Annotated in this window: 12 protein-coding genes; all 12 read right to left on the bottom strand. The window is 32.9% G+C overall.

The window, feature by feature from the left end; translation table 11 throughout:
- Window positions 1-31 precede the first annotated feature (31 nt).
- On the bottom strand, window positions 32-169 hold the full coding sequence (locus tag AC4FQ3_RS21030; RefSeq protein WP_491183170.1) for a hypothetical protein: 138 nt from the start codon (window positions 167-169) through the stop codon (window positions 32-34).
- Between the two features lie 176 nt (window positions 170-345).
- Window positions 346-1,956, bottom strand: a complete 1,611-nt coding sequence (locus tag AC4FQ3_RS21025) for a tetratricopeptide repeat protein (protein WP_491183169.1) — start codon at window positions 1,954-1,956, stop codon at window positions 346-348.
- Window positions 1,957-2,174: 218 nt separating this feature from the next.
- The gene (locus AC4FQ3_RS21020; RefSeq protein ID WP_491183168.1) at window positions 2,175-3,563 is read right to left on the bottom strand and encodes a M20/M25/M40 family metallo-hydrolase; all 1,389 of its coding nucleotides are present in this window, start codon (window positions 3,561-3,563) and stop codon (window positions 2,175-2,177) included.
- 119 nt (window positions 3,564-3,682) lie between these two features.
- On the bottom strand, window positions 3,683-5,596 hold the full coding sequence (locus AC4FQ3_RS21015; RefSeq protein WP_491183167.1) for a discoidin domain-containing protein: 1,914 nt from the start codon (window positions 5,594-5,596) through the stop codon (window positions 3,683-3,685).
- 72 nt (window positions 5,597-5,668) lie between these two features.
- A complete protein-coding gene (locus AC4FQ3_RS21010) occupies window positions 5,669-6,448 on the bottom strand; it encodes a glycerophosphodiester phosphodiesterase family protein (protein WP_491183166.1) in 780 nt (259 codons plus the stop codon).
- 146 nt (window positions 6,449-6,594) lie between these two features.
- Window positions 6,595-8,895, bottom strand: a complete 2,301-nt coding sequence (bglX, locus tag AC4FQ3_RS21005; protein ID WP_491183165.1) for a beta-glucosidase BglX — start codon at window positions 8,893-8,895, stop codon at window positions 6,595-6,597.
- Window positions 8,896-8,905: 10 nt separating this feature from the next.
- Window positions 8,906-9,631 carry a carboxylesterase family protein gene (locus tag AC4FQ3_RS21000; RefSeq protein WP_491183164.1) on the bottom strand — a complete coding sequence of 242 codons (726 nt, stop codon included), beginning with the start codon at window positions 9,629-9,631 and terminating at the stop codon, window positions 8,906-8,908.
- Entirely contained in the window at window positions 9,631-11,001 is a 1,371-nt protein-coding gene (locus AC4FQ3_RS20995; protein ID WP_491183163.1) for a glucoamylase family protein, read from the bottom strand. The genes AC4FQ3_RS21000 and AC4FQ3_RS20995 overlap by 1 nt, the downstream gene beginning before the upstream one ends.
- 72 nt (window positions 11,002-11,073) lie before the next feature.
- The gene (locus AC4FQ3_RS20990; protein ID WP_491183162.1) at window positions 11,074-12,537 is read right to left on the bottom strand and encodes a RagB/SusD family nutrient uptake outer membrane protein; all 1,464 of its coding nucleotides are present in this window, start codon (window positions 12,535-12,537) and stop codon (window positions 11,074-11,076) included.
- Window positions 12,538-12,541: 4 nt separating this feature from the next.
- Complete coding sequence (locus AC4FQ3_RS20985) at window positions 12,542-15,544, bottom strand: SusC/RagA family TonB-linked outer membrane protein (RefSeq protein WP_491183161.1); 3,003 nt, start codon at window positions 15,542-15,544, stop codon at window positions 12,542-12,544.
- Between the two features lie 244 nt (window positions 15,545-15,788).
- Complete coding sequence (locus AC4FQ3_RS20980) at window positions 15,789-18,533, bottom strand: helix-turn-helix and ligand-binding sensor domain-containing protein (RefSeq protein WP_491183160.1); 2,745 nt, start codon at window positions 18,531-18,533, stop codon at window positions 15,789-15,791.
- A 104-nt stretch (window positions 18,534-18,637) separates the two neighbouring features.
- The gene (locus tag AC4FQ3_RS20975; protein ID WP_491183159.1) at window positions 18,638-19,822 is read right to left on the bottom strand and encodes an acetate/propionate family kinase; all 1,185 of its coding nucleotides are present in this window, start codon (window positions 19,820-19,822) and stop codon (window positions 18,638-18,640) included.
- Between the last annotated feature and the right edge of the window lie 100 nt (window positions 19,823-19,922).

Below are 19,922 nucleotides of genomic sequence, written 5' to 3'. Positions count from 1 at the left end.
TATAGCAGCCATTCAAATGCCTTTCTAAAAATCAATTTGGAGTTTGATCTTCAGGATTTTCTTTTGTTATTTTTTCAAGAATTTTTAAGAGGATTTCCTTTTGGGTTTTTGTTTCTTCCAAAAGCTGTTCTAAACTTTTAGCAGGTTCTTTTTTTTTCTTCTCGTTCATTCTAAATTTATTTGCATCGATTTGGTAAATGTAGAATGGACATTATATGTTTTTGAAAAAAGGACTATTACAAAAACACTCACAGGTAAAAAATTATCACTCAAAAAACACTCAAAAAAAAATAACCCAAACTAAATCAGACGATTAGTTTGGGTTATTTTTTACATTTATTAGGTTTAAAATGTATTGAGATAAGTGGAGAGATTTACCTTTTCGTTAGTCAAATCAAACTTTTTCCGAAGTCTTGTTCTGGAATTTTCGATTGCTTTGAAAGATTGCCCCGTAATCTGAGATATTTCTTTTGTTGTTAAATCCAGGTATAAAAGAGCACATAATCTTCGGTCTTTTGGACTAAGGGAAGGATAATCGTTCTTTAGTTTATCAAAAAAAGACTGGTGAACCTGTTCAAAACTTATTTCGAATTCTTTCCAGATATCGGTATTTAAATTCTTTTCCAAACGCTTTAAAACTATATCAATAGCCTGCTGCATTTCTTTATTAATAGCTTTGAGTTTAATTTGTTTAAGATCAGTAAGGATTTCATTAATGCTGTCTGTACGATGTATTTCTGACATAGCTTTTCCTACCAGAACCATATTTTTAGCTTTCAGGTTTTCCTTTAACCCTTGCATTTTGGTGTTTAATTTTTCTTTTTCCAGTTGATTTTTAATATTTCTGTTTCGATATTTTATTAGTAAAATAATTAAAATCAAAATGCCAACTACCAATATCAATCCCACCACAGAATACTTAAAGAGTTTCTTTTGTTCTATAAGTGTTTTTATTTGTGTGCGAACTTTGTAATCCTGTTCTAATTTTATTCTTTCCAGATTTACTGCTTTTTCTTCAACATTAATACTGTCGTTGATTGCATTGTATTTCTGAAAATAATGTACTGCATTTTTATAATCAGCCGTACTTATATAAACCTCATAAAGCATTTTATTCAGGTTTAAACCTGAAAAGCTATACACATTATCTTTACCTAATTCTAATGCCTTTTTTGCATTTACAATTACGGCATCATAGTTTTTCTCTTTTAATTTATATTGCGAAAAAGATTCATATACAAAGGCTTTTACAGCATTATCAACCGGTTTATCTACTAAAGAAAAAGCCTGGTCAAAATAATATTCGGTGTTTTTTTTATCTTTTTTTAATCCATACGCTCGTGCCAAATTAGTATAGACATAAATTTTTAAAGTGTCGTCTTTTATCGTTCCGTTTATAGCTTGAGCCTTTTGGTAATAATGCAAAGAAGAATCTACATTTTTATCTAAATATAAAGTACCGATATTGTTTAAAATTTTTACGAGCTTAACGGGATCATTCTTAGACTTTTGATAGTGATATACGTTTAAGAAATATTTTAATGCTTTTTCTTTATTTTTCCCGAGCGAATAAATAATGGCAAGATTGTTTTCTACTTTTGATAATTCTTCAATATTATTGCTTTGCTTGTAAATATCATGCGCTTTAAAATAATATTTCAAACTAACATCAAATACTTCTTTGGAGGCATACATTTTTCCTGCCGTAACATAAACATACGCCAGCATGAGTTCTGTATTTTCTGTTTTTTTGGCTTCAGATTCGGCTAATTCAATATATTTTATAGCTCTGTCCCAATCCAATTTTTGTAACCTTAAAGCAATTTTTCGACAGAGTTCTACTTTTTTCTGATGATCATTAATAGTATTTAGACCATCAATCAGTTCCTTTGTCGATTGTGAATGAATACTCAAAGAAAGAATAAGAAAAAAGTAAGAAAATAATCGTGTAGCCATATTAATAACTCTAAAGAAGGATTCAAATTTAAACAAAAAAAATAGGATTAATAAGACATAAATAATAAAAAGAAGAATTGTCGGTTTAGTCCTGAATTTGAAATTATAACTGCTTTAAGCGATTAATATTATACTCTAAGGAATCAATTATGAATTAAATTTAAAAGCCGTCTCAAACGTATTTGAGACGGCTTCATTTTGTAAATATCTATTTAAAATTAATTAGCCTTTGGCATTTCAATTCCGGTTTGGTCTAATAAATAAACTAAGCTTGCCATTGTTGCTGCTCCAAGTTCTAATTCTCTTTTATTAACAGCATCAAATTTGTCGTTTGCTGCGTGGTGATAATCAAAATAACGTTGAGAATCAGGTTTTAAACCAGCTTTAACAATCGCTTTAGATGTTAAATGGCTAATATCAGATCCTGCATGTCCAATTGTAAAACTATGAACTAAATAAGGCTCAAAAAGATCTCTGAATCCTTGTATTTTTTTTAGGTTTGCATCGTCTGCTTCAATTGAAAAACCTCTTGGTGAAAATCCGCCTGAATCACTTTCTAAAGCAAAAATATGGTTCTCATTTTTTTGTTTTGAAACTTCTTCATATTTCGCTCCACCTTTTCCACCATTCTCTTCATTCATAAATAAAACTACACGAATTGTATTTTTAGGTTTGTAGTTTAAATTTTTAAGAATACGAACTACTTCCATACTTTGTACTACTCCTGCTCCATCATCCTGAGAACCATCAGCCAGATCCCAAGAATCTAAGTGACCACCAACAACCATAATATTCTCCGGAGTTACTGTTCCTGTTAATTCTCCAATAACATTATATGATAATACATCAGGCAATGTTTCGCAAGATTGTTTGAAATAAAATTTTAAAGACGGATTGCTTTTTAAGGTTGCACTTAATAATTCAGCTCCGTTTGTACTAATCGCAGCTGTAGGGATATATTGTTCTTTCGGCAAATCACCATAACTTTGGGCGCCTGTATGAGGAAAATCGTCTAAACGTAAATTCATCGAACGTACAATTGTTCCCACTGCTCCAAGTTTAGCGGCTTCTTTTGCACCAGCAAATCTTTGATCAACACAAGCTCCGTATGAAATGAAAGTTTCAACATTTTCAGGATTCATTGGTCTGTTAAAAAACACAATTTTTCCTTTTACTTTATCTCCTAATTCGGCAAGTTCTTTAATTCCCTGAACTTCTATAACTTCTGCCGTAAGTCCTGTTTTTGCAGTTGCAACAGATCCTCCCAAAGCGCAAATTGGCACAGCAGTTTTTACTTTTCCGTTTAAAATAAAGGCACTTTCTTTTTCTCCACGAACCCAATGCGGAACCATAACTTCTTGTAAATACACTTTGTCAAGTCCTAAACTTTCAAGCTGAGATTTAGTATAATTAACAGCCAGCTGTGCGTTTTGAGATCCCGATAAACGAGCTCCAATATCGTTAGACAAATACTCTAACCAAGTGTATGCTTTAGACTCGGTTAAGGCCTTTTTATAAAATAATTTAATGTTTTTTTCATCATTTGACTGGGCAAAAGATGTCAATCCGCTTAAAACTAATGCAGTTAAAAGAATTGTTTTTTTCATAGGTTTAATGGCTTTTTTCGGGTTACTTAATCTGCTACATGATAGCTATGCAAAGGAACAAATTCTTTTATAAATCGTTGTCATTTTAGTCAACCTTTTATGAAAAAATAGTTACAAAATTATTTTACTTCAATAAGCTTCGTTTTTGAACTAATACCATTTTCGTTAAAAGCTTCAACCGTAAAATAATATTTTGTGTCTTTATCCAAACCTCTAAAATCATAAGCACTTTCATCATAAACCATAATGGTATTATATAATTTATCCGGAGCAATTCCGTAATAAATATTATATCCAATTGCGTCAGTTTGTTTCTTCCAGGAAATCATTGCATTACGAGAATCTTTGGTATTTCTATTTACTTTAAAACCAGAAACAGCTTTTGGTTTTGCCATCAATCCGTTTCCAAAAACCCTGAAATCTGAAACCGCAAATAATCCCGAAGCATTATGAATGTTTTCCATTTTGATGTAACGCGCTTCGATTGATTTTGTTAATTCAACATAATCATGCGGAGCATCTTTATCATTTTGAGATTTATCTACCACCAATGTCCAGTTTACAGCATCATCAGACATGAATATTTTATACTGATAATAAATATCCATTGCTTTATTGTATTGCGTTGCTTTATGATCGGCATAATTAATTTGCAACGCATTTACCTGCATTTTTCTCCCTAAATCAAGCTGTAACCATTCACCCGGATTATTTGTTTTTGCTGACCAATAGGTTTGAATATTTTCATCTGTTAAATTATTCGCGCCATAGCAAAATTTCTCATATACTTTTTTGCCTCCATTATCCATTCTGTGTGTTTCCACTTCCATACAATCTTCTGAAGAAGAAGCTGTAGCTGTTTTTTTATAAGATAATAACATCCATCCGGAAGAAGCTCCATTTTCATGATTGCGTTGTTCTGTAGGAAGTTTTATTGGAAAATCTCCGTACGATGTGTTCGAATACATGACATCATCTTTATCAAATCCGGCAGGAAACATATCAATACGACGCTCAAAACGGTCTTTTATTGAAATTTTACACGTTCCTGTGTTCCAATAATTTCCATAAATATCTGCAAAAGTGTTTCCGTGTCCGGCACCAATTACAAATCCTCCGGGCTTATACGACATCGGATTGTGCTTTTGATACACAAATGGCCCTAACGGATTATCACCAACGTGAACTCCGTTTGCATATCCTTTAAATTCAGTAGCAGGAGCGCCGTATTGCATATAATATTTACCGTTGTGTTTGGTCATCCATGCGCCCTCAATAAAATTACCCCAGGGCGCAGGTTCCATATCATTGTTAGGTCCAAAACGTTCCCAACCGTGTGAAGCAGGATCTAAACCAACAACCGCTTTTGCCTGACCGTAAGGTTTTTGAATATCCTCAACTTCTGTCGCTGCATACAATTGTGCATAATCTGCCTGATTTCCTTTTGGTAACCATGTTTTATAATCTACCTCTACACCTACAAGTGGTAATTTTCCGCTTGAACCGTAATACATATATACTTTTTTATCATCATCCTGAAAAATAGCTGGATCCCAGGTTGGTAACATTGCTTTATCAACATGTCGCAACCATTTTCCTGATTTTGGATCGGCTGTTTTCCAAATCGGATGATCTTTTTTCCATGTTGATCCAACATAAAACAAAGTATCGTTTACCACCCATGCAGCAGGTGCACACTGGTCATCATCTCCCGGTTGTCTTTGAAAACTTCCGTAAACAAATTTCCAGTCAGACATGTCTTTACTCCAAAAGAAACCTGCCTGATTGGTAGCAAATAAGTAATATTCGCCTTTATAGGTAATAATAACAGGATCTGCACTTGAACGACGCGATTCAGGAATTCCGTTGTGCTTAAAGGTCGTGTAATTGTAACCAATATTTATTGGATTACAATATGTTGAAGCTGGTTTATTAGGATCAAACCATTCTGTTTTTCCAGGAATGGAATTTTGCGCCGAGATATTAAATCCTATCAAAAGCAACAAAAGCGATATAGACGATAGTTTATACATTTTTTTATTTTTATATTTTAAAATCAAGCTATTAAAGTTTAAAAGCTATTATTCATTTTTAATTTTTAATTACTAATTTTTAATTCTATCACTGAGTAATTCCGGTTCATTGGTTGTAATATAATCGAATTTATTTTCGATAATCCAATCCATTACTTTGGCATCGTTAACCGTCCAGGCATTTAGTGTAATATGATTTTCTTTTGCTTCTTTGATCCATTCCGGATGTTTTTCAAAAACTGAATAATGGAAATCAACTCCCGTTATTTTGTCTAATTTGACTTCTTTTGGGGATTTATTTCCTTCCAGATATTGCAAAGAGGTTTTAGTGTCGACTTCTCTAATTTGTTTCAGAATATCATAATCAAAACTGATGTAGCCTGTGATTTTATCAGCTTTAAGTTTTTTAATTACTTCAACCGTTTTCAACGCCGTTTTCTTTCCCCTTTCTTTACTTATTTCCGAAGGCTTTATCTCACAGACTAAAAGTGTATGTTTATTATTTTTTTTGCCTTCTGTGATATATTCATGTAAAGTAGGCAGCTTCTCTCCGTTTGAAAGTTTAAATTTTATTAAGTCGGCATAATTAGTTTCCTCAATAAGAAGTTTGTTATAGTGCGCATCATGATTGATTACCAATGAATCATCGGCTGTTCTCCATACGTCAAACTCTGATCCTGCAAGTTTCATATCAATAGCATGTCTAAGTGAAGCTATTGAATTTTCCGGAAAATTATTTGTTTTCCAGGCTCCGCGATGTGCAACAATCGCATTTTTATTTGCCGTACAAGAAGACAAAACAACTATTGCAAACAGAAACGGGAATATTTTAGATGTTTTAATGGTTTTCATTGTATAGAAAATTAAATTATTTGAAAAATTTGAGTTTTTATTGATCTAAAAATCCGTACTAATTTTAATACATTTTAAGACTAAAAAACTATAAAAAAGCCCTCCGTATAACCAGTACGAAGGGCAATTTCTAATTAACAAACCAATTATTTAGTTAACTCAAAACTAACTTTCTTATCGGCATTTGAATTTCCACCAACGAAAACATCAAACTGTCCAGGTTCTGCTACGAATTGTAAATCAGAATTATAAAATTTTAAATCTTCAACAGTAATTTCAAAAGTCACTGTTTGTTTCTCCCCTTTTTTAAGGGTTATTTTTTGAAAGTTTTTCAATTCTCTAACGGGTCTTGTTACCGAACCAACTAAATCTCTGATATATAACTGAACGGTTTCTTTACCGTCATAATTTCCTGTATTTGCAACATCAACAGTAACTTTTAGTTTTCCGCTGAAATTCATTTTATCCGATGAAATTTTCAGATTTGAATATTCGAAAGAAGTATAACTTAAACCAAAACCAAATGGGAATAATGGCTCGTTTCTTTCATCGATATAATTTGATCTGAATTTTTCGAATTTTCCTTCTGTATTAGAAAGTGGTCTTCCTGTATTTTTGTGTGCATAATAAATTGGCACTTGTCCTACGCTTCTAGGGAAAGTTGTTGTCAATTTTCCAGAAGGATTTACATCTCCAAATAAAACATCAGCAATAGCGTAACCTGCTTCTGTACCAGCGAACCAAGCATTTAAAATTGCCGGAACTGTTTTTTCTTCATCTGTAATAACTAAAGGACGACCGTCAAATAATACTAAGACAACCGGTTTTCCTGTTTTTAATAGTGCATTTAATAAATCTTTTTGCGCTTGTGGAATTTCTAAATTTGTACGGCTGCTTGATTCTCCGCTCATTTCTGCAGATTCTCCCAAAGCCGCCACAATTACATCCGATTGATTGGCAACTTTTAAAGCTTCAGCTAATAAATCTTCTTTTGAACGAGAATCGCGATGCAATGTTTTACCAAACATTGTTGCATTTGTTTCAAAAGTCTCATCGTAATCTAAATTGCTTCCTTTTGCATATAAAACTTTAGTTGATGCTCCGGCAACTTCTTTAATTCCTGCTAATAATGAAATAGCATTCTCCATTTTTGTAGCTACACTCCAGGTTCCCGGCATATTTTCTTTTGCATCCGCCAATGGCCCGATAAGCGCAATAGTTCCAGATTTTTTAAGAGGTAAAACCTGATTTTGATTTTTTAATAAAACCAATGACTGAGCAGAAATTGATCTTGCTTCTTTTCTGCTACTTGCTGTAAAAATCTCCGTTTTAGCTCTTTTTTCGTCGCAGTATTTATAAGGATCTTCAAATAATCCTAAGTCATATTTAGCTTCTAAAATAAGTTTTACCGCATTGTCAATTTGTGAAATAGTAACTCTGTTTTCATCTAAAGATTTTTTCAAAGTCGTTAAAAAACCTTCTCCAACCATATCCATTTCAACACCAGCGTTTAATGATAAAGCCGAAACATCTTGCAGATTACCCATTCCGTGTTCGATCATTTCAGGAATTCCTGTAAAATCTGTTACTACGAAACCTTTAAAACCCCATTGTTTTCTCAAAACATCGGTCATTAACCATTTGTTTCCTGTAGCCGGAATTCCGTCAACTTCATTGAAAGAGGCCATAACCGATCCTACACCAGCATCAACAGCCGCTTTGTAAGGAGGAAAATAATCGTTAAACATTCTGATATGACTCATATCAACTGTATTATAATCACGTCCGCCTTCTGGAGCTCCGTATAAAGCAAAGTGTTTTACACAAGCTAAAATTGAATTGTTTTTAGATAAATCGTGTTGTTGATATCCGTTTACCATTGCTTTTGCAATCTGGCTTCCTAAATACGGATCTTCTCCTGAACCTTCAGAAACTCTTCCCCAACGCGGATCACGAGAGATATCAACCATTGGTGAAAATGTCCAGTTAATTCCGTCAGCACTTGCTTCCTGAGCAGCAATCTGAGCACTTCTTTCGATCAAATTCATATCCCATGTACAAGACAATCCTAACGGAATTGGGAATGTAGTTTCATAACCGTGAATAACATCCATACCAAAAAGCAATGGAATTTTTAAGCGGCTTTGTTCAACAGCAATTTTTTGAACTTCTTTAATTTTTTGTACCGATTTGATGTTGAACAAACCTCCAACTTTTCCCTCAGCAATATTTTTTGCAACATTAGAACTATTAGCTTGTCCTGTAGTAATATCTCCAGAAGTTGGTAAATTTAACTGTCCTAGTTTTTCGTCTAAAGTCATTTTTGAAATTAACTCGGCTACAAACTCAGATTTCGGTTTAATTTTTACTGCATTTTTAGTGTTCTTTTTTTGGGCGTAACCCAAAACAGCACATCCTAAAAATAGTAAGACTAATTTCTTTTTCATTCTATTGTTTTTATTTATTTGTATTTGTTTTAATCTGTTTAAGCATCCAGCCATAAATCTCGGGATTGTCATAAACTCTTGTCCAGCTATCGTGACCGGCATCATCAAAAATGGTCAGCTGAACATCTTTTGCATTACATTTTTTTAATTCTTTATAAATCGCAATTGCATAATCTACTTTTACCACATCATCCAATAATCCATGATAAATTCTGGTTGGAATATTGGCTATTTTACAGGCACTTTCTAATTCTATTAAATCAACAAAACCGGAAATTGGGACTATTGCTGCAAACATATCCGGATACGAAAGTGCTAAATTCCAGGCTGCCCAGCCTCCGGAACTTAAACCTGTAACATAAATTCTGTCAGGATCTATTTTGTTTTCTTTCTGAATTTTTAAAATCAATTCATAAATAGATTCAATACTCCATTTTTCGCCTTCTTTACATTGCGGCGCCAAAACATAAGTATCTAATTGATGTGTTTTTAAGTACTTTAAAGGCCCATTAATTTTCACTTTTTCAATGTCAGTTCCTTTTTCTCCATCACCGGAAATAAAAACTATTAAAGATTTTTTCTCCTTTGTATTGGCGGGTTTATGTAAAGCGTAACCTAATTCATAATTGGCCACCACAACTGTTTTCAATTTTCCGTTTGTCTCACTTTGCGCAAAACCCATCGCAGAAAAAAGAAACAATAATAACTTGATACTATTTTTAATTTTAAATGCCATTAAAAACCGTATTTACCTGATTTAAATCCAAGTTTTACTAAACCTTGTTTTACTTCGGGAGCATTCATGAATAATTTCCATAATAATCCAGTTCTGTAATTTTCGATCATCACAACTTCTGGTCCCTGATCGATTGCTAAATAGCGTTTTGCAACCCAGTTATTATGCTGTAAACTCAAAGCATCATAAAAACCGGCATTCCCCCAAGTTTCTTTTTTATGATTATCGTATAAATTACGAATTACAGCCATAGATTCTTTTGGCGTATATACAATCGAGCTTATAGCTGCAGTTGGCGACATCACGCCTTGATCGTTGCTCGGCATGTGTGCATTATAACCAATTGATCCGTCAGGATTCCTTGAATACGAAGCACTTAATCCCCAATAATCAGCACTGTAGCCTTTCTTAGGATTCTCTACACAATATTCATAATTGATTTTAGTCTGATTTACGTTCAAATCCCAATAGTTGGCATATTTATCACTCAATTGAGTTGGATCAAGTCCTACATAAGAATAATGCGCCCAGAATAACGGACCTCCAAATTCTTCTGCTCCATTGTGTTTTAAAATTAACGGAAGATTGTATTTTGTTTTTGATGAAACGATTCCTCCGCTTCTTGCCCAGCCTTCATGGTATGCTTTTGCATCAATTCCATGAGTTGGTGAAGAAGCTGCCATTACGTACGTAATTAAACATTCATTGTATCCTTCTAATGCAAAATTCATTTGCCACGCATAGTTTGGCGACCAATGCCAGTATAGAACATTTTTGTTGTTTGTGTACCAGTTCCACTCCACTCCTTTCCAAAGTGCGTCATATTTTTGAGCTACTGCTTTTTCTTTTTCAGAACCGTCTTTTAGATATTCGCGAACTGTAATCATTCCCGCAACCAAAAATGAAGTCTCGACTAAGTCTCCGCCATTATCCTTGGTTCCAAAAGGCTTTACTTTTCCTGTATTTCCGTCTATCCAGTGTGACCAGGCTCCGTGAAAACGATCGGCTTTGCCTAAAAAATCTGCAATTTTGTTTAATCTTTCAACACCTTGATCTTTGGTAACATAACCTTGAGACATTCCAGAAACAAGCGCCATCAATCCAAAACCAGAACCTCCTGTAGTTACAATATTCGAATCATTTTCAGGATAAATTCCATCTGGATGATAACGTTCTCTGGCTAATCCAGAGTTTGGTTCAGCATAATCCCAGAAATACTTAAAGGTTTCTTTTTGAACCACGTTTAAAAGTTGCTCATCAGATAATTTCTCCGTTGCAGTATTTTCTTCTGCATTTTCTTTTGGTTTGTCAGTATTTGAACCACAACCAAAAAAAGTAAAAACCATTAGTAAAACTGAAATTCTAATCATTATAAAAAAATTATGGGAATTTGAAAATAATCACTCCTTTCAATTAAGAAAGGAGTGATTTTGAGATTTTAATTAGTAACCACCAGGGTTTTGTTGAGAAAGTCCATTCGCTTCTCTTATAAATGAAGTTGGTAGAGGCCATAACTCATGTTTTCCAACAATAAAGTTTTTTCCGTCTGCTGCCATTGCTGCTGCTGCCTGACCTGTTCTTACAAGATCAAACCATCTGTCATGTTCGAAAGCAAATTCTAATCTTCTTTCTTTGTAGATTGCTTTTCTAATATCATCTTGAGAAGTAAAAGGAGTATCTCCTAAACCTGCTCTTTTACGAATTTGATTTACTAAAGGGATAGCCTCCGAAGTTTGTCCTAATTCATTTAAAGCCTCAGCTTTCATTAATATAACTTCAGCATATCTTAAATATCTAAGATTTGTATCTGTAAATTCCTGATTATAAAAAGATGATGAGTATGCTTTATAATTGTATCTTGGATTTGCTACAGTTGATGGTATTTCTCTACCATCATATAAAACTGAACCTCTAAAAATGATAGTTGCTTCTCTTCTAACGTCTCCTGGCTCATAAGCATCTGCTAAACCTTGAGTTGGTGTGTTGAATCCCCATCCCCAACCTCCGGCACCACGTGGTGCTTGAGAAACAGAGTAATTTCCAATTCCAAATCCAGGTGTAGAAGTAGAACCAACTCCATTAATTTCGAAAATAGATTCCGGGCCGAATTCTCCTTCTTTTTTAAATTGTAATGAATAATCAGAAACTAAAGAATAACCCGTTACTTTATCGCAATTGTCAATTACTTTTTGCCAATTTTTTTGATATAGATTTACTTTTGCTAATAAAGCGTATGCAGATCCTTTAGAAACTCTGACAACATCTGCCCCTGAGTAAGCTGATTTTAAAGGCAAAGCTTCGATAGCGTCATTTAAGTCTTGCTCTATAAAAGCATAAACTTCTGCTACTGTTTTACGAGTTAATTGCATTTTTCTATCATCCTCAGAAATTGGAACAAGAGCTAAATGATCTATAATTGGCACTCCGCCGTATCCTTTTACTAAAGTAAAATACATAAAAGCTCTCAGGAACTTCGTTTCACCTACTAATCTTGCTTTTAAAACAGGGTTTGCTTTATCTAATTTAGGAAACATTTCTAATGCCTGATTACATCTGTTAATTCCAGCATAATTAGCCTCCCAGGTAGATTGAAATGATGGCGTTGAAGCATTATAAGTTAATGCATCAATAATATCTTTATCTCCACCGGCATCTCCCGGGTCAGAGCCTTTATCTGCATCATCTGAGATAATACTTGAAACTGCATTCCATCCAAAAGAAGACATTTCCCATCCTAAAAATTGATTGTAAATTGCCGTTACAAAACCTGTTGCTCCTGCATCGCTATTCACCAAAGCAGGATCTGCGGGAATAGCTTCTGTCGGCTCTACATCTAAAAAATCATCTGAACATCCTGAAAAAAATAATCCAGAAAGTACAAACATTGATATATATAATCTTTTCATAATATTAAAATTTTAAATTAGCACCTATAACAAATGATCTCAATGATGGGTAAGCATCTAACTCAACCCCTTGAGTGCCTTCAACAAGTTTACCATCACTTGTAACATCTGGTGAAAATCCAGAGAATTTTTGTGAGATAAATGGATTAATTGCATTCACATATATTCGGCAAAAGCTAATAAACTGATCTTCTTTAAGTGGAAGTTTGTATCCTAAAGTAATGTTGTTGATTCTGAAAAAATCTGCAGATTCCAAATAATAAGTTGAAGCTATAGGATTCGCATTAGAAGGTGCTGGATTTGAAGATGTTGGATTTGTAGGTGACCAGAAATCGCGAGCTACTGAAGCTTCGATATTTTCTCCTCCAAATCTTTGTGCTTTTTTACCATTATATACCTTTGCTCCTCCTGTTCCATAACCATCAACAGAAAAATCAATGTTTTTGTAATTCAATCCTAAAGTAACACCATAATTAGATGTTGGTAAAAGTGAACCTACATATTTTTTATCTTTTAGTTCGTCTAACCCTGCTCTTGCAACTTTAGATCCATCTGCTTTATAATAAAGCATTTGTCCGTTTGCTTGGTCAACACCAGCATACTCATACATGAAAAAGCTGCCTAAAGGCTGTCCTACTGAAGTATTATCAAGAATTTTGGTATTTTCTCCGTTTCCTAAACTTCCTCCAATAATTGGATTTAACTGAACATTTTTAAGACTGGTAAGTTCATTTTTATTATGAGAAAAATTTCCTCCTACCCAATAGCTTAAATTATCATTTATTTTGTCATCCCAACGAAGTGCAATTTCATAACCTTTATTAGATACTTCTCCAATATGTGCAGGTGTAGCTACCGTAATTCCTGAAGTAGAATATGGTTTAACATTCAAAATTGTATTTGTTGTGTTTTTATCATACAAATCAAAAGATCCTTTTAATCTGCTGTTCAATACTTCAAAATCAAAACCTCCTGAAAGTTCTTCAACAATCTCCCAAGATAAATTAGGATCTACCTGAGAATTTATTGTAGTACCTGAACCTAAACCTGAATAATCTAATCCAGAAGTTAACAACTGTGTATTAAGTGGTACATTTTGATTTCCTAATCTACCCCAAGATCCTCTAATTTTTAATAAATTAATTGGTTCTACATTACTTAAGAAGCTTTCTTTAGATACAATCCAGCCTAAACCAACTGATGGAAATGTTCCCCAACGCTTGTCTTCAGCAAATTGTGATGATCCATCACGTCTTACAGTACCTGTAACCAAGTATTTGTCTAACAATTTATATTGAAAACGTGCAAAATAAGATGCCAGTCTTCTTTGGTTCAAAGCTTCATCTTTTAAACCTGTAACATTACCTGCAACATTAACATCTTTTAAAGACCAGTAATTTGAGTTTGCATTTACATTCTTTCTGTCAATAGTTAACTTTTCTCTGGTTCCTTGTACATTTGCTTCAATACCAGCTGTAACTTCAACATCATGGATTTCAGCAAAAACTTTGTTGTAAGTTAGATAGTTTGACAAATTCCAGTTAAAATATTGGTCTCTATTCCTTGTTAAAGTATTTATATTCAAATCTAATGGATACCCTGCTACTGCACGAGTTGGATCTGCCGATAACCAAAGTGCTTGATTATCAACATAATTATACTGTTTGTAGGTATAAAATTCTCCATTGAATTGTGAAGTAAATTTTAAAGATTTGATAATATCATAATCTAATTTTAATCCACCTTGCAGCATAACAGTTTGTTGCTGCTCATTTGTATAATCCAATTGAGCTACCGGATTTCCAACATTGTTAAAAGATGCTCCGGTTTCAGCTACAACTCCATTAGAAACAAATGGCACTCCATATTTTCCGTCAGCGTAACGCACAGGAACTAGTGGAGATTGTCTGTAAGCATTCGTAAATGCGCTCAAAGGCATTGGTGTATTCTTAATAGTACTTACACTTAAATTCTGGGTTATTTTAACTTTTTCAGAAAGTTTAAACTCATTATTGTTTCTGATAGTAGTACGTCCGTAATCAGATCCGTTTAAAATTCCTTTTTCTTCATAATTTCCAACACTAAAAAAGTATTTTACATTTTCTGAAGATCCTGAGATTGCAATATTGTTTTGAGTATAGGTTCCTGTTCTTGTAATCGCATCTAACCAATCTGTATTATAAGGCTGATTTGCAGAGAATCTGCCTTGCGGAAAATCGTTGCTGTAAGCAGCATTACTATAGCGAACATACTCGTCACTATTTGCCATTTTTACTTTTTTCAAAGGGCTTCTAATACCAGCAAAACTTTCAACATCTACAGTAAGTTTCCCTTTCCCGGCTTTTGTTGTAATCATTATTACTCCATTTGCCCCTCTGGTTCCATAAATAGCTAGTGAAGAAGCATCTTTCAAAATCTCGTAAGATGTAATATCATTACTATTAATGTTATTGATGTTATCAGTTGGCATACCGTCTACAACATATAAAGGATTTCTTCCTCCTAATGCAGTACCAGCTCCCCTGATTACAACTGAAGGTGTACTTCCAGGCGCATCTGAAGTAGATACCTGAACACCAGCCGCCTTACCTTGTATGGCTTGCGATGCATTTGCAACCTTCATTTTGGTAATTTCCTCCGATTTAATTGAGCTTACAGCCGAAGTATTATCAATTTTCTTTCTTGTACCATATCCAATTACTACAACTTCTTTCAAGGCAGTATCACCTGATTCTTTTAATGTAATTGACATTGGTTCTGCTGTTGCGGGTACAGATACAGCGTCGAAACCAAGCATTGAGATTTTTATAATCTCACCCACTTTAGCATTTATTGTAAAATTTCCGTCGAAATCAGCATCAGCAGAAGTTCGTGAATTGGGAGCGCTAATAACTGCTCCGGGAATTCCCATTCCACTACTGTCTACTACTTTTCCTTTAATTGCTTGTCCAGACATATAAGCCGGAAGAAGCAAGAGTGCTAAAAAGCTAAAAATAAAATTTTTCATACAGTTCGTAATCGTTTAAGTTAGTAGAGCCAAATTAAACAATTACAACGTTGTAGTACATCAAATACCACTACTACATAGCTACATCATTATGTTAAAACATTAATATATTGTGCTAAAAATCAAAGTTTTAAATGTTAATTTAATTTCCTTAACATAACCTTATGATGTAGTAATGATGTATTGTAATTCTATAAAAAATGATGTAGAAAAATATAAAATATGTAAAAAACAAATGCAAATCTTACAGACTTAATAAAAACTTTGACAGATTTTCTTCCTGTGAGAGATTTAATTTCTTTCTAAGGCGATATCTGTGTAATTCTACACCTCTAAAAGAGATATTCATCATAGGTGCAATTTCCTTTGATGAAAGATTCATTTTAAGATAAACACACAATTTTATATCTTTTGGAGTTAAATTTGGAAACTTCTTTGAAAGATTTATAATGAATTCATTATGGATTTGGTTCAGATTGGTTTCAAAAATTTCCCACTCGTGTTTATTGACTTCATTTATCTTAATTGCCTTTTTAATTTCACTTTTAAGTTTGTTGAAATCTTTTTCAGAATCCAAAATGCTTTGGATATTTTCAATCATCTCACTTTGTTTGGCTATAGACAATGACTTTCCGGCAACTTCGGATGATTTAGTTTGTAGTTCCAATTCTAAAATATGTTTTTCATACTCCTGAATATTTAATTCGTTTTCAGCCTTCAACTCCATTTCAAGAATTTCCCTTTGATGTTTTAATTCTTCGGCCTGCAATTTTAATTTTTGCATATAACGCAGTTTATTCCATTTGTAATAGAAAAATAAAACTGCTCCAATTATTAAAAGATATAATAAAATCATCCAAAAAGAAAAGTACCAGGGCTGAGCTACTTTAAATTCAAAACTTGATACTTTGTCATAATTAGCGCCATCGTGTTTATAGATTATCATTGAATGATAACCGCTGCTCAAATTATTCAGCAAAATCAATCCATCTGAAATTGAACTAAAATCTTTGCTATTATTTAATTTGTAAAACAAATTTGGTTTGCTGGCTCCATAAATTCCAGATATAACATTAATTTTCAGCTCGGTATTATATTTAATTTTAGAATCATCAGGAATTAAATTTCCATCATTAAAAGCTTCAACTTTTATCTGTGTATTTTGCTTATTTTCATACTTCAATTGAAGAGAAATAAAACCATCATCAAGATTTAATAAATAATGATTCTTGTTTTTAAAAATTCTCAGGTTGTCATTGATTAATTTTCCTTTATAATATTTCTCCTGAATAATATTCCAAACAAATTTATTTCCCTTAACATATATATGGTATAAAATTCCATCCTGAAGTACCATAAAATGATCTTCATCTATGCCAATTACATCAGAAACGTTCTTGAAATTTTCATTAAACAATTCGTTTTCTTCAAGTTTGTTGGTTATCGAATTATACGTATACCATGAATTGTTGATTAGGAAGAGTATTTCATTTCTAAATTCAAAAATCTTAACTCCAAAGTCATTTTTGATTTTACTTTGCTGGGTTACATTCTCAATTTTCTTAGTTTTATAGTTATCGTCGTATAAAACACGATACAAACCACGATAATTATCTGCGGCCCAAATTTCATTCTTTTTATTTTGGGCAACGTATTTAATTGGTTTAGTAAAATCGTTGATTACTTTATATTTAGTAAGGTCTAAAGGATTATCATAAACCAAAACGCCACTATAAGTAGATTGAAAATAAGTATCATTGATGCTGCTTTTCGATAAATTCCACCCTCCGCTTACTTTATTTATCTTGCTTAAAAATCCATTATCATATGAAAATGTTCCATCATTATGACCAATAATATATTTTTCATTTATTTTAGTAATATTCCAGCCCTGACCCTGTGTGTTAGGTATCATTTTAAATTTTCCGGAATCGAATTCAAAAACACCGTGATTTGAAGCAATTAAATATCCCTTATTAGTTGTAGCAACAGAATAAATAGAACCTAACGTTCCTGAATTATCGTAAAAAAAGGAGATTGGCGAATTTACTTCAACATGCGCAATTCCGTTATCTAATCCCAGCCACAAATCATTTTCTTTATCAAAGCCAATACTTAAAATAGAATTATTCATTAAAACATTACTTCTATCAATGTTTTTATAGTTGTCTGTATTAAAATCATAAATAAAAACACCCCTGTTTCCGGTTCCCACAACCAGTTTGTTTGTTTTTATAAATTTAGCAATATTAATTGTGGCTGCTTTTAATGTTTCATTCAATGGATTGTTCCAGGGTTTTAATCCATTATTTTCAATGATAAAAATTCCTTTTTTCTGAGTAAAAATATAGAACTTGCCATTATATTTCTCAATTGCATGTACAACTGTGTTTTTTAAAACATTCCAGCCTTTTGGATTCGAAATTTTGGAGCCATCCATTTTAAAAAGACCTTTTTCAACAGAAGCAACGTAAACATTCTTATTGATTACAAAACAATAAGAAATTAGAAATGGAAATTTAATTTTTTGAATATGTTTTCCGTTATAAATAAAAACATCATTAAACGACTGAAAATAAATAGAACCATTAAATCTGAAAATTTTCCAGATTTCTTCGTTATCTTTTTCATCAAACAAACGCAGGTTTTTGGTAATCGAAACATATCGCATTTTACCGTCTTTCCTGTACCAATAACCAAATTCTTTATAAGAACCGGAATAAATTTTATCGCCTTCGATCATAATTGAACGAATAATGGTTTTATTCGGCAATGTATATTTTTCCCACATTACACCATCATATCGCAATAAGTAGTGATTATTAGCAAAATACATCGCATTATCCTTTCCCTGAGCAACATTCCAAATTTGATTATCACCCTGATAATCTGATTTATTATAGTTTTCAACGAAAGGAAGTAATTCTTGTGCTTGAATTTGAGAAGCGATGAAAAAGAAGAAAAATAATTTTAGAAGTATCGATTTCAAAATATTCGGATTTATATTCAAAGATAATGACAAATATTCAATTTTTATAAGTAAAAAAGCTCCTCGGTTGAGAAGCTTTTTTACTTATAAAGTGGATTTTAAATTTAGTTTTGAAGCAATTGATAAACCTGATTGGCAATTTCATATTCTTCATCTGTTGGTATAACCAAAACTTTTGTTTTTGAATTTGGCTTACTAATTTCTCTGATTGATTTCGAACGAACCTGATTTTTTTCCTCATCTAATTCAATTCCGAAATAGTCCATATCAGTACAAACCAATTTTCGCATATAAGATGAATTTTCACCAATTCCGGCAGTAAAAATAATAGCGTCCAGACCATTTAATGCTGCAGTGTAAGAGCCTATATATTTTCTAATTCTGTAAGCATTCATTAATAGAGCCAATTGACAATCTTTATTTCCTTTCTCAGCTTCCCCTTCTATATCACGCAAATCGCTGTAACCGGTAAGTCCGAGCATTCCGCTTTGTTTTAGTAAAATTGCATTTACTTCATCTGCAGTGTAGCTTAAATTTTTAGTCAGATAAAAAATTACCGATTGATCGATATCTCCGGCGCGGGTTCCCATAATTAAGCCATTTGCAGGCGAAAATCCCATGGTATGATCGATGCTTTTTCCGTCTTTAATCGCTGTCATACTACACCCGTTCCCTAAGTGAATTGTGATTATTTTAGAATTATTTTCTAAATAACCTATCGCTTTTTCAGATACATATTTGTGACTTGTTCCGTGAAAACCGTAAACACGAACTTTATTTTCTGTTAAAAGGTAATTTGGAATCGCATATTTATAGGCTTCAACCGGAATTGTCTGATGGAAAGCGGTATCAAAAACGGCGACTTGTTTTGCATCCGAAAAAATTTCTTCGGCAACAGTAATTCCAACCAAATGTGCCGGATTATGCAAAGGTGCTAATTCTGAAAGTTCTTTTATTTTTTCTTTAACCTCTTCTGTTATAATTGTTGTATCAGAGAAATAACTTCCTCCATGTACCACACGATGCCCAACTGCGCCAATTTCTGAAGTCGATTTTATAACTCCTTTTTCAGTATCTAAAAGCATATCGGCAACTTTTTGCAAACCTACTTTATGGTTTGCAATCGGAAGCAATTCTTCTAATGAATCTGAAGCTGTTTTGAACGTAACATTTGAAGTTTCCAGACCAATTCTATCAATCATACCGCTACAAATTACTTCGTTTGTTGGCATAATCATTAATTGGTATTTTATTGACGAACTTCCTGAGTTTATAATTAATATTTTCATTTTTTATGTTTTTGCCACGAAGGCACTAAGTCACTAAGTTTTTTTACTAAAAGGCTTAAGCCTATATTTTTTTAAGAACGAATTTGAACGCTGATGACGC

This window comes from Flavobacterium sp. AK-345, assembly GCF_058310175.1.
The sequence above is the reverse complement of the archived record's forward strand: the minus strand, read 5'-3'. Positions and strand labels throughout refer to the sequence as shown.